Annotated in this window: 13 protein-coding genes and 1 pseudogene; 2 read left to right on the top strand and 12 right to left on the bottom strand. The window is 63.0% G+C overall.

Features of this window, described 5'->3' with window-relative positions:
• Positions 1-84 precede the first annotated feature (84 nt).
• The 8 genes and pseudogenes from fabF to OKW28_RS30260 all read right to left on the bottom strand — a co-directional run bounded on the left by fabF (position 85) and on the right by OKW28_RS30260 (position 7055).
• Positions 85-1325: pseudogene (fabF, locus tag OKW28_RS30225) on the bottom strand (beta-ketoacyl-ACP synthase II).
• 256 nt (positions 1326-1581) lie between these two features.
• Positions 1582-1821, bottom strand: a complete 240-nt coding sequence (gene acpP / locus OKW28_RS30230) for an acyl carrier protein (RefSeq protein WP_004197638.1) — start codon at positions 1819-1821, stop codon at positions 1582-1584.
• 152 nt (positions 1822-1973) lie between these two features.
• A complete protein-coding gene (gene fabG, locus OKW28_RS30235) occupies positions 1974-2723 on the bottom strand; it encodes a 3-oxoacyl-ACP reductase FabG (RefSeq protein ID WP_429451038.1) in 750 nt (249 codons plus the stop codon).
• A gap of 114 nt (positions 2724-2837) precedes the next feature.
• Positions 2838-3773: an ACP S-malonyltransferase gene (fabD, locus tag OKW28_RS30240; protein ID WP_429451040.1), complete on the bottom strand. Its 936-nt coding sequence runs from the start codon at positions 3771-3773 to the stop codon at positions 2838-2840.
• Between the two features lie 118 nt (positions 3774-3891).
• Positions 3892-4881 carry a beta-ketoacyl-ACP synthase III gene (locus tag OKW28_RS30245; RefSeq protein ID WP_429451042.1) on the bottom strand — a complete coding sequence of 330 codons (990 nt, stop codon included), beginning with the start codon at positions 4879-4881 and terminating at the stop codon, positions 3892-3894.
• Entirely contained in the window at positions 4881-5987 is a 1107-nt protein-coding gene (plsX, locus tag OKW28_RS30250; RefSeq protein WP_429451044.1) for a phosphate acyltransferase PlsX, read from the bottom strand. The genes OKW28_RS30245 and plsX overlap by 1 nt, the downstream gene beginning before the upstream one ends.
• 123 nt (positions 5988-6110) lie before the next feature.
• Entirely contained in the window at positions 6111-6290 is a 180-nt protein-coding gene (gene rpmF / locus OKW28_RS30255) for a 50S ribosomal protein L32 (RefSeq protein WP_027198353.1), read from the bottom strand.
• A gap of 102 nt (positions 6291-6392) precedes the next feature.
• Complete coding sequence (locus tag OKW28_RS30260) at positions 6393-7055, bottom strand: YceD family protein (RefSeq protein ID WP_429451046.1); 663 nt, start codon at positions 7053-7055, stop codon at positions 6393-6395.
• 309 nt (positions 7056-7364) lie between these two features.
• Here OKW28_RS30260 and OKW28_RS30265 point away from each other — a divergent pair, with 309 nt between their 5' ends.
• Positions 7365-7982, top strand: a complete 618-nt coding sequence (locus OKW28_RS30265) for a Maf-like protein (protein WP_429451048.1) — start codon at positions 7365-7367, stop codon at positions 7980-7982.
• On the top strand, positions 7979-8698 hold the full coding sequence (locus OKW28_RS30270) for an SAM-dependent methyltransferase (RefSeq protein WP_429451050.1): 720 nt from the start codon (positions 7979-7981) through the stop codon (positions 8696-8698). Before OKW28_RS30265 ends, OKW28_RS30270 begins: the two co-directional genes overlap by 4 nt.
• A gap of 111 nt (positions 8699-8809) precedes the next feature.
• On the opposite strand, the gene OKW28_RS30275 is transcribed toward OKW28_RS30270, so the two are convergent.
• Genes OKW28_RS30275 through OKW28_RS30290 form a run of 4 tightly spaced genes read right to left on the bottom strand, consistent with a single transcriptional unit; the run spans position 8810 to position 11954 of the window.
• Positions 8810-9811, bottom strand: a complete 1002-nt coding sequence (locus OKW28_RS30275) for a S49 family peptidase (RefSeq protein ID WP_429451052.1) — start codon at positions 9809-9811, stop codon at positions 8810-8812.
• A gap of 28 nt (positions 9812-9839) precedes the next feature.
• The gene (locus OKW28_RS30280) at positions 9840-10256 is read right to left on the bottom strand and encodes a Rieske (2Fe-2S) protein (protein ID WP_429451054.1); all 417 of its coding nucleotides are present in this window, start codon (positions 10254-10256) and stop codon (positions 9840-9842) included.
• Positions 10253-10912 carry an HAD-IA family hydrolase gene (locus OKW28_RS30285; protein ID WP_429451056.1) on the bottom strand — a complete coding sequence of 220 codons (660 nt, stop codon included), beginning with the start codon at positions 10910-10912 and terminating at the stop codon, positions 10253-10255. The genes OKW28_RS30280 and OKW28_RS30285 overlap by 4 nt, the downstream gene beginning before the upstream one ends.
• Positions 10905-11954, bottom strand: a complete 1050-nt coding sequence (locus OKW28_RS30290; RefSeq protein ID WP_429451057.1) for an RluA family pseudouridine synthase — start codon at positions 11952-11954, stop codon at positions 10905-10907. The genes OKW28_RS30285 and OKW28_RS30290 overlap by 8 nt, the downstream gene beginning before the upstream one ends.
• Positions 11955-12239: the final 285 nt, after the last annotated feature.

A 12239-nucleotide genomic window follows, 5' to 3' on the forward strand; every position in this document is an offset into this window, starting at 1 on the left:
CTGCCCTACCCAACGTTGCCGGTGCGGGGGAAAGCGCCGGCGAAGCCGGCGTCGTGAACCGACGCGTCACCCGGGATCAGGCGATCAGGCGCGCTTGAACACCAGCGTGCCGTTCGTGCCGCCGAACCCGAACGAGTTCTTCAGCGCGACGTCGATCTTCATTTCCCGCGCGGTGTTCGCGCAGTAATCGAGATCACAGGCCGGGTCCTGGTTGAAAATATTGATGGTCGGAGGCGACACCTGGTGATGCACGGCGAGCACCGTGAACACCGACTCCAGACCGCCAGCGCCGCCCAGCAGGTGACCCGTCATCGACTTGGTCGAGTTGACGACCATGTTCTTCGCGTGGTCGCCGAACGCCCGCTTGATGCCGGTCGTTTCCGCCAGATCGCCGAGTGGCGTGGACGTGCCGTGCGCGTTCAGGTAGCTCTCACCTGATCGCCGTTGATGCCCGCGTTCTTCAGCGCTGCGAGCATGCAGCGGCGTGCGCCGTCACCGTCTTCGAGCGGCGCGGTCATGTGATACGCATCGCCGCTCATGCCGTAGCCGCCGATTTCCGCGTAGATCTTCGCGCCACGCGCCTTCGCGTGCTCGTATTCTTCGAGCACCATTACGCCGGCGCCTTCGCCCAGCACGAAGCCGTCGCGGTCCTTGTCCCACGGACGGCTCGCGGTAGCCGGATCGTCATTGCGTTGCGACAGCGCGCGCGCCGCCGCAAAGCCGCCGATACCGAGCGGCGACACGGTCGATTCCGCACCGCCCGCGATCATCACGTCGGCGTCGCCATATTCGATCAGGCGCGAAGCCTCGCCGATGCAGTGCAGACCGGTCGTACACGCGGTAACGATCGACAGATTCGGACCCTTGATGCCAAACTTGATCGACAGGTGGCCGGAGATCATGTTGATGATCGAAGCCGGCACGAAGAATGGCGAAATGCGACGCGGGCCGCGATTGAGCAATTCGGTTTGGGTGATTTCGATCATCGGCAGACCGCCGATGCCCGAACCGACCACCACGCCAATGCGCTCCGAATTCTCGTCGGTGACTTCGAGGCCGCTGTCCCGCATCGCCTGGATGCCCGCAGCCACGCCGTAATGGATGAACGTATCCATGTGGCGCGCTTCCTTACCGGGGATGTAGTCCTCGATATTGAAGCCCTTCACCTCGCCGGCGAAACGAGTCGAGAAGTTCGACGCATCGAACTTCGTGATATTTGCAATCCCAGGCTTGCCGGCGACCAGATTGGCCCAGCCATCGGCAACATTATTGCCAACAGGCGAAATCAGCCCCAGGCCTGTAACAACAACACGACGGCGGCTCACGGTAACCCCTTTTTCATAGATGACAAAAAGCAAAAGCCACAGCGGCCACAGGAATCGCCCTGTGTGCCCTGTGGCTGTTTAAGTCGGCAATCGCGCGGAAAGTTGCGCTGTCAACATCGCTGGCTCCCGCGTGGCAAGCGGCGCGACGTACGGTGTGCCAGTGGACACGCCCGATAGCGTCGACCCTGCTGGCGCCGGCAAGCCGCACGGCAGGGCGTCATGCGCGGCCCGTGCAGAAACGCAGGCGCGAATGACCTTAGGCCTTGACGTTTGCGCGAGCGTAGTCGATCGCTTGCTGAACGGTGGTGATCTTCTCGGCTTCTTCATCTGGAATTTCCATGCCGAATTCGTCTTCGAGGGCCATCACGAGTTCAACGGTGTCGAGCGAGTCGGCGCCAAGATCGTTCACGAACGACGCTTCGTTCTTGATTTCCGCTTCCGCAACGCCCAGTTGTTCCGCGACGATCTTCTTGACGCGCTGTTCGATATTGTCCATTACCCCTCCAAGGGAAAAGAAGTTCAAAAATACAGGTGCGCGCATTTTATCAGGTTTGACCCGGCAAAAAAGCGGCGCATCGGGTTCCTGTCAACGCATGCGCCTCGTGCTTTCCGCAAACGCATCAAGGCGCGGATAGTAACCGAAATTGGTTACTGCATATACATGCCGCCGTTCACGTGCAGCGTCGTGCCGGTGATGTAGCCCGCTTGCGGCGACGCGAGGAACGCGACCGCGTGCGCGATGTCTTCCGGGCTGCCGAGACGGCCGAGCGGAATCTGCGTTTTCAGCGCAGTCTGCTGCTCTTCGGGCAGCGCCTTCGTCATGTCGGTATCGATGAAACCAGGTGCCACGCAATTGACAGTGATGCCGCGGCTGCCGATCTCGCGCGCGAGTGCGCGCGTCATGCCCGCGACGCCGGCCTTCGCGGCCGCGTAGTTGATCTGCCCCGGGTTGCCGGCCGAGCCGACCACCGACGTGATGTTGATGATCCGACCGCCCTTCGCTTTCATCATCGGGCGCAGCACCGCACGCGACAGACGGAACACCGACTTCAGGTTGGTGTCGACCACGGCGTCCCAGTCGTCGTCCTTCATGCGCATCGCCAGTTGATCCCGCGTGATGCCGGCGTTGTTCACCAGCACGTTCAGCGCGCCGAATTCCTTGACGGTGCCGTCGATCAGCGCTTCGGCCGCGGCCGCGTCGTTGACGTCGAGCACCGCGCCGCGGCCGTTCACGCCCGCCGCCTTGAACGCTTCGGTGATCGCCGTCGCGCCGCTTTCGCTCGTCGCGGTGCCGATCACCGTCGCGCCCTGACGCGCGAGTTCCATCGCGATCGCACGGCCGATGCCGCGCGATGCGCCCGTCACGATTGCGATCTGCTTGTCGAGAGTCTTTTCCATCTGTCAGTCCGGATGCCCTTCAAATAGGGCTCATTGATTCTTGTTGATTCGTCTGTCGAGCAATGCCGCGCCAGCGCGGCATTGCTCGGTCGATACCCGTTCGCGAATGCGCGCTCAGTCTGCCGTCACGAGCTTCAGCGTTTCTTCGAGCGATGCCGGATCGAACACCGACGCGCCGACGAGATTGCCGTCGATGCGCCTGGTCAAACCCGCAAGGACCTTGCCCGGACCGCATTCGATCACGTGCGTGACGCCCTGCGCTGCCATTGCCTGTACGCATTCGACCCAGCGCACCGCACCAGCCGCCTGGCGCACGAGCGCGTCCTTGATTTTGGCCGGCTCGTTGACCACGGCGACGTCGACGTTGTTGATGACGGGAATCGACGGCACCTGCACCTCGATGCTCGCGAGGTATTCGCGCAATTGATCCGACGCCGGCTTGAGCAGCGACGAGTGGAACGGCGCCGACACCGGCAGCGGTAGCGCGCGCTTCGCGCCCTTCGCCTTCGCGACTTCGCAGGCTTTCTCGACCGCGGCTTTGTGGCCCGCGATCACGACTTGCGCCGGCGCATTGAAATTGACCGCTTCGACGACGCCCGCCGCCGACGCTTCCGCGCAGACCGCGCGCACCGTGTCGTCGTCGAGGCCGAGAATCGCGGCCATGCCGCCTTCGCCCACCGGTACCGCGGTTTGCATCGCCTGCGCACGGAAACGCACGAGCGGCACCGCGTCGCGGAACGCAAGCGCGCCGGCCGCGACGAGCGCCGTGTATTCGCCAAGGCTATGGCCGGCGACGAGCGCCGGCGCCGGGCCGCCCGCCTGCTGCCACGCGCGATAGATAGCGTAGGCCGCGGTCAGCATGACCGGCTGGGTATTGGTGGTGAGATTGAGATCTTCGGCGGGGCCTTCGGCGATCAGCTTGCCGAGGTCCTGGTTGAGTGCGTCGGAGGCTTCCTGAACCGTCTCACGCACGATCGCGTATTCGGCGAATGCGTTGAGCATGCCGACCGCCTGCGAACCCTGCCCAGGAAAAACGAACGCGAATTTCATATCGTCCCCAAAATCTGTTTGATCGGATGTGGCGGCCGGCCGCGGCTGCCAGATGGCGCGCGGTGTTATTCCGGCCGCACGGGCGCCGCCAGCGACGCCCCGGAATGCGTCGTCCCGCTCAGTAGCGGATGACCGACGCGCCCCACGTGAAGCCGCCGCCGACGCCTTCGATCAGCACGTTATGGCCGCGCTTGATGCGGCCGTCGCGCACCGCGACGTCGAGTGCAAGCGGAATGGACGCCGCCGACGTATTGCCATGCTCGCCCACCGTGACGACCATGCGCTCCTGCGGCAGGCCGAGCTTGCGGCAGGTGCTTTGCATGATGCGGATGTTGGCCTGATGCGGAATCAGCCAGTCGATCTGCTCGGGCTTCAGATCGGCTTTTTCCAATGCTTCGATCGCGACCTTCTCGAGCACGTTGACGGCAAGCTTGAACACCGCCTGACCGTCCATGTGCAGGAAGGCGCTGCCGGCGACCACGCCGCCATTCACGTTGCCCGGCGTGCACAGAATGTTCGAATGGCTGCCGTCCGCGTGCAGCGCGCTCGAAAGCACGCCCGGTGCGTCGGACGCTTGCAGGATCACGGCGCCGGCGCCGTCGCCGAACAGCACGCAGGTGGTGCGGTCGTTGAAATCGAGAATGCGCGAGAAAGTTTCCGCGCCGACCACGAGCGCCGTGCGATGCTGGCCGCTGCGAATCAGGGCGTCCACCGTCGCCACCGCATAGGCGAAGCCGGAGCAGACCGCCTGTACGTCGAACGCGGCACCGTGATTCTTGATCCTGAGCTTGTTCTGCAGCAGGCAGGCGGTGCTCGGGAACACGAAGTCCGGCGTGGAGGTGGCGACGACGATCAGGTCGATGGACTGCGGATCGATGTCCGCCGCTTCGATCGCTCGCTGCGAGGCGATCAACGCGAGGTCGCTGGTCGAGACGTCCGGCTCGGCGAAGTGACGCGCATGGATGCCCGTGCGCGCGACGATCCATTCGTCGCTCGTTTCAACGCCTTGCCTGGCGAGACGCTCAGCCAGATCCTGATTGGTGACGCGGTTGGGCGGCAGACAGCTGCCGGTGCCCAGCACGCGGGAGTAGATTGTGGATTGAGCCATTATGCCTTCGAGGATTGCGCAGCGTAGGGCTCGGCCGGCTGGCCTGCGATCGGGCTTGCGTGACCCGCACCGCTTGCGTCGCGCGCCGCCTGTTCGAGAGAACCCGCGTTCTCTTCCATCGCCCGCGCAAGGCGCTCCAGCACGCCGTTTTTGACGGCATCATACCCGCGTTTGATAGCCCACTCAAACGCGTAGGCATCGGCTGCACCGTGGCTTTTGATCACGAGACCGCGCAAGCCGAGCAGCGCGGCGCCGTTATATTGCCGATGATCGACGCGTTTCTTGAAGCGCATCAATACCGGCAGCGCGAGCACCGCCATCACCTTGGTCAGCCACGAACGGCCGAACTCTTCCTTGATGATGTTGGACAGCATCTGCGCGAGACCTTCCGAGGTCTTCAGCGCGACATTGCCGACAAAGCCATCGCAGACGATCACGTCTACGGTGCCCTTGTAGATGTCGTCGCCTTCGACATTGCCATGAAAGTTGAGTGTACTCGCACGCAGCAGTTCGCCGGCGCGCTTGATGATGTCGTTGCCCTTGATGACTTCTTCGCCGATGTTGAGCAGGCCGATGGTGGGCCGCTCTTTTCCTTCGAGCGCGGACACGAGCGCGTGCCCCATCTCGGCGAACTGCAGCAGATGCTGCGGCTCGCAGTCGACGTTGGCGCCCAGGTCGAGCATCATCGTATAGCCGGTGGGATTAGGCAGGGCAAACGCGATGGCCGGGCGTTCGATGCCCGACAGCGTTTTCAGCACATAGCGCGAGACCGCCATCAACGCGCCGGTATTGCCGGCGGAGATGCAGGCTTGCGCCTCGTCTTCCTTGACGCGGTTCAGCGCCACGCGCATCGACGAATCTTTTTTCTTGCGCAACGCGACCTCGACCGGGTCGTCCATCGCGACGACCTCGGTAGCAGGTACGACGGTCAGCGCCGGCAGATCCTGAGCCTTGAGCTTCTTCAGCTGCGCACGAATCGCACTTTCAATGCCGACGAGCAGCAACTGCGCGTCGGGATGCGAACGAACGAAGTTGACGGCAGCGGGAACGGTCACGGACGGGCCGTGGTCGCCTCCCATGCAATCTATCGTGAGCTTTACTGTCATGGAGTGCGACGAATTTCAGACACAAAAAAGCGGCAGTTGAATGCCGCCTTTTTGCCGAACCGGGAAAATGTCAAGCGAGCCGATCGCTACGCGAAACGCCACAGGGCGCATCGCAGTCAACGATTAGTCGTTTTTCGTCTTGACGACTTTCTTGCCGCGATAGTAGCCGTTCGGGCTAATGTGGTGACGCAGATGCACTTCGCCCGTGCTCGGCTCGACGGCCATCGGCGCTGCCGTCAGGAAATCGTGCGAACGGTGCATGCCGCGCTTCGACGGCGACTTCTTGTTTTGTTGAACTGCCATGACTAAAACTCCAAAAAATTTTCCGAATTCTAACACAGCCCGACGCGGACTTAACCACTGGCCGAATGGCCAATGCGCCCGCATCGCGCCCCCTGCAACTGTTTAGCGCTTCTTGCCGCCCGGTTCGTCGCGTTTCAGACTTTCGAGCGCCGCGAACGGATTGCGCCGCTCGCTGGACTGGTCCGGCTTGCTGGCATCGCCAGCTTCTTCCTGCGCGGCTTCGTCGCCCTCGCCTTCGCCTTCGCTACCGTCCGTGCCCGAGACAAGGCTCTCGTGCACTTCGGGACAGACCTCGTGTTTGGGCACGAGCGGCAAGGAAAGCAGCAACTCTTCTTCGATCAAGTCGATGAGATCGAACTGGCGCGAGCCGACGATCACCTCGACTTGATCCTCGTCCAGCGGAAACTCTTCGGCTTCCGCCTCCGTATTGACGATCCGGTAAGTTGCATCGACGTTGAACGCCTGCGAATACGGCGTCAAGCACCGCTGGCATTCGAGCCACGCGGCACCGTGAATCGCCAGCCGCAGATAAGGCTGGGAACCTTCGGTGCCATCGTCCTGCAATTCCGGCTGCGTCGTCCCTTCGGCCTGCCATGTGAACACGGTGTCGCGATCTGGCGCTTCCGCCGGGACTTCGTTTAACATGCGCGGCAGTTGCGAGACGCGCACGACACCCGCGGCCTGACGCCCGCTCCGCGCAAATTCGAACAGATCGAGTTCATGCGGGTCGGACAGACCTGCAGGTTTGCCAGGATGTTGAGTCATGTGCGCTCCTGCGTCGGCAAGCATGTTGCCGGGGTGATTCGCGAAGGATGATCAGATCCGCCGCGAAGATAATCCGGTGTGCGGGGCAGCCAGTGGGGCCCGCGGCCGTTGCGTTCACCCTGCCGGGCTTTTCTTCAACCTTCCGACTGCCGAAAGCCGCTGAACGCGCCGAGACCCTTCAAGTGCAAGCATACCGTGAAAAGCCCGAAATGATATCCGTTTTGTCTTTTCGAGTCAAACACTTAAGCCCGTACGTACGGGAGCCTCGCGCGACCCCGTACGACCCGCCGCTCCCGTTGCCCGCAAACTATGCCTGAATCCTCCAAACGCCCGCCACGCCTGATTCTGGCGTCGAGTTCGCGGTATCGCCGCGAGTTGCTCGAACGCCTGCGCGTGCCGTTCGACGTCGTCGTGCCTGCGATCGACGAAACCCCGCTCGCCGCCGAAACGCCCGAAGCCACTGCGCTGCGCCTCGCCGAAGCCAAAGCGCGTGCGGCCGCCCAAGGCCTCGCCGCCGACCAACACGCGCTCGTGATCGGCTCCGACCAGGTCGCCACCTACGACGGCCTGCAGATCGGCAAACCCGGCACGCACGACAGGGCACTCGCGCAATTGCAGGCGATGCGCGGCCGCGACGTTTTGTTTCACAGCGCGCTGTGTCTGTTCGACAGCGCGACGGACAGCGCGCAAACGATCGACGTGATCACCCGCGTGCGCTTTCGCGATCTGCCGGACGCGGCCCTCGACGCCTACCTGCACGCTGAAACACCGTACGACGTGGCCGGTAGCGCCAAATCCGAAGGGCTTGGCATCGCGCTGCTGGAGGCCATCCATTCCGACGACCCGACCGCGCTCGTCGGCCTGCCGCTTATCGCGCTGTCGCACATGCTGCTCGCGGCCAACTACCCGCTTTTGGGGGCCCGATGACCGGTACGCTCTATCTCATTCCCAACACGCTCGGCGAAGGCGACGCAAGCGCGCTCGATCTGGTGCTGCCCGCGCCCGTACGCGCCCGCGCCGCGTCGCTGCACTATTACATTGGCGAAAACGCCAAAACCACGCGCGCGTTCCTGAAGAAAGTCGGCCCCGATCGGCCGATTCAAGAAATCGAGATTCGCGAACTGAACGTCAATACGCCGGCCGGCGAAATCGACAAGCTGCTCGCGCCGCTGCTGTCGGGCACCGATGCGGGCCTCGTCTCCGAGGCTGGCTGCCCTGCAGTCGCGGACCCGGGCGCGCTGCTGGTGCGACGCGCGCACGAGCGCGGCGTAAAGGTTGTGCCGCTGGTCGGGCCGAGTTCGATTCTGCTCGCGCTGATGGCATCGGGGCTGAACGGCCAAAGCTTCGCGTTTCACGGCTACCTGCCCGTCGACGTCACCGAGCGCGCTAAACGTCTGCGCGAACTCGAGCAGCAGTCGCGCAAGAGCAAGCAAACGCAGATCTTCATCGAAACGCCGTACCGGAATCGCGCGCTGCTCGATACCTTGCTCGCGACCTGCGCGCCGTCGACGCTGGTCTGCGTGGCGGTCGATCTGACGCTGCCGAGCGAAGTGATCGCAAGCCGGAGCGTCGCCGACTGGAACAAGAAGGCGGAGATCGACCTGCATAAGCGGCCGGCGATTTTTCTGATTCTGGCGGCCTGAACGTAGGCACCGGCCAGGCAGCTGAGGGCGACCTGGGCCCGAAACTCACAACGCAAAGTCCGCGCGATCGGCCAAAACCGACCGCGCGGGCGGCCTTTTTGAACTGTGGATTCAACGCAGATTCATTTTCGCGCCGAGCGCCATCGCCCGAACCGCGCCGGCGCCGACGGCCGCGCCGAATTTGCGGGCAACGCGATCCGTAATGCTCTCTTTCACCGTGTAATCGATGATATCCGGCGCCTTGAAGATCTCCCGCGCGACGTAATCTGCATCGCCAAAGCCGTCCGCGAGTCCAAGTTCGACGCTCTTCTGCCCCGTCCAGAATAGACCCGAGAACATGTCCGGTGTCTCACGCAGACGCTTGCCGCGCCCTTGACGCACCGCGTCGATGAACTGCGCGTGGATCTGATCGAGCATAACCTGCGCATGTTCGTCCATCTTCGGCGTTTCGGGCGAAAACGGATCAAAAAAGCCTTTGTTCTCACCCGATGTGTGCAGTCGGCGCTGAATCCCCAACTTGTCCATCAGGCCGGTGAAACCAAAGCTGTCCATCAGCACGCCGATCGAACCGACGATACTCGCCTTGTCGACATAGATCTTCTCCGCCGCCGCGGCCGCGTAGTAGCCGCCGGACGCGCACATGTCGCCGACCACGACATATAGCGGAATAGACGGATATTTGCCGCGCAATCGCCGAACTTCGCTGTTGATAATGCCCGCTTGCACTGGACTGCCGCCCGGGCTGTTGCAATAAAGAATCACGCCGGCTGTGTCGGAATCTTCAAACGCGGAATCGAGTGCAGTGTTGATATCTTCGGCGTTCGCACGCGCATCCGTTGCGATCTCGCCATCAAGCGAAACCATTGCCGTATGACGGCCAGTCGTGGCGACCCGCTCGCCCGAGAAGTTCAGCGCACCCCATACCGCCAGCGCGAGCACTGCGAGGAACAGGAAGCGGAAGAAAATCCGCCAACGTCGCGCGGCGCGTTGCTCGTTGATCGCGGCGAGCGCGATGCGCTCGAGCGCGGCCCTTTCCCAGCCGGGCTGGTCGGCGGATGCACGGGAGCCGCCTCCCGAGGCAGGATCCTTTTCGGGGGTCAAATTGTCGGACATGCGGACAGTGGAAAATTGGAAGAGGAAATCAGCGCGTAACCGGCAGCAAATCGCCGTCAGGCAGCCAGAATACCGCACGGCCCTCGAGCGTATCGCGTTCCTCGACCTGCACGGGACGCAATCTGCCCCCGCGACACGGACCACCGACGCATTTGCCAGTATCCGGCGCGTAAATCGCGCCATGTGTCGCGCACATCAAGTATAAGCCGGACGATTCGAAGAACTGCCCTTCCTGCCAGTCGAGCTCCATCGGCACATGAGCGCAACGGTTCAAATAGCCGTAGGCGCAGCCATCATAGCGGACAAAAAACACCACGGCATCCTGCCCGCCGAGCCGCGCGTCGCGCCGGATGCCGTCGCCACCGTCGACCAGCTCGTCGGCCGCGCAAATGCGCACTGCCTGCGCAGCCGCGGCAGTAGCAGTACCCACGCCGTCGGCGCTCATGCGTTCTCCCGCAACCAACCGGACAGATCGCTGATGCTCGACGCCACGAACTTCGGTGACATCGCATTCAGCGAATTCGCCGGATGCGCGCCATAAGTCACGCCAATGCCCGCCACGCCGGCGTTGAGCGCCATCTGCAGATCGTGTGTCGTATCGCCGATCATGACCGTGCGCGCCGTATCCTGCCCCAATTCGCGAGTGAGCTCGTGCAGCATGGCCGGATGCGGTTTCGAGAAGGTTTCGTCAGCGCAGCGCGTGCCGTCGAACAGGCTCGTCAGGCGCGCCTGGTCAAGCGCGCGATTGAGCCCGACGCGGCTCTTGCCGGTCGCGACCGCGAGCAGATAGCCGACGTCGCGCAACTCCTGGAGCATCTCGCGCACGCCGGGGAACAGCTCCGTAGTCTGGTCTTTTACAAGAAAATGGAAGCGGTAACGCTCAGAAAGCCGCGGGTAGTCAGCCGGATCGAGCGTCGGCGCGGCAATCTGCAGCGCGTCGCGCAGGCCGAGGCCGATGACGTAGCTCGCGGCTTCGTCCGCGGGAACCGGCAGGCCGAGATCGCGGCACGCCGCCTGGATGCTGCGCGTGATATGCGCGGTGGAATCCATCAGCGTGCCATCCCAGTCAAACACGATCAGATCGAATTGCTCTCTAGCCATGCAAGGTCGTCTCCGGGTTGAACCCAGTGCGCAGTTCGTTGAGTTGTTCTATAAAGCCGCGGCAGTCGGCAGGCAGCGGTGCCTCCAGCTGCAGCGGCGCGCCCGTCGCAGGATGCGTGAGCTTGAGCCGGTAAGCGTGCAGAAACATCCGCTTGATGCCGGGCTTCGCGTTGGCGCGCGCAAGCGCCTTGTTCAGCGCGAAATCACCATATTTGGCGTCACCGACGATCGGTAGTGCCAGATGCTGCAGATGCACGCGAATCTGGTGCGTACGCCCCGTCTTCAGTTCCGCCTCCAGCAGCGCATATTCCGGCCAGCGCTCGACCAGATTGAAGATCGTGTGCGAAGCGAGGCCATCGACCTGCACGCGCACGCGGCGCTCGCCGTCGGCGGTCAGGTACTTGTGAAGTGGCTCCTTTACCACGCGGCGGCGACCCCAGTCGCTCGCCCATTCGCCGTGCACGCAAGCGTAGTAGCGCTTGTCCATCCGGTTATCGCGAATCTGCTCGTGCAGATTGACGAGCGCCGCGCGCTTCTTCGCGAGCATCAGGATGCCCGAGGTCTCTCGATCCAGTCGATGCACCAGTTCCAGGAATTTCGCCTGCGGCCGCGCCTCGCGCATCTGCTCGATTACACCGAACGCGACGCCGCTGCCCCCGTGGACCGCAACGCCAGCCGGCTTGTCGATCACGAGCAGATGCTCGTCTTCGAACAGGATGTGAAAGCCCGGCGCGGGCACGGGCACGCGGGCTGCGGCCTGATTCGGCTGCGCGACGCGGATCGGCGGCACACGCACCAGATCGCCCAGTTCGAGCCGGTACTGCGCGTCGATCCGGCCCTTGTTCACGCGCACTTCACCGCTGCGCAGGATGCGATAAATATGGCTTTTCGGCACGCCCTTGCAGACGCGCAGCAGGAAATTGTCGATGCGCTGACCAGCCGACCGGTCGTCGATTTCGATCAGCGAAACCTGGTCGCTTGAAACCGAGTCTTCGACCGCGCCTGCAACCGATCTCTGGGATGTTTTGCCTAACTCTTTCATTCTGAATATAATTTGCCCAGCAGTCCGCGACGGCCGGCGCAGTGTCCGGAATGCGGGCGGATTGCGCGAGCGCAAGCGATAAACCGTTATTTTACTTGCGCCGGGGTCTGGTTGCTCGCCCTGAAAATGAGATGCAACAAGTTGCACGCACGAAGTCAGCTCCCGGCAGGGACGGCGCCCGCAGGCGCGTTCGGTCAAGGTCGGCTTCGACGGTAACGGAATTTTGGTAAAAAAGAATTTAGCTTTCAGCTTCGTGATCCGGGTGGTATGACGCCCAGCTGGACG

Source organism: Paraburkholderia sp. 40 (assembly GCF_050434105.1).
GTDB classification, from domain to species: Bacteria; Pseudomonadota; Gammaproteobacteria; order Burkholderiales; family Burkholderiaceae; genus Paraburkholderia; species Paraburkholderia tuberum.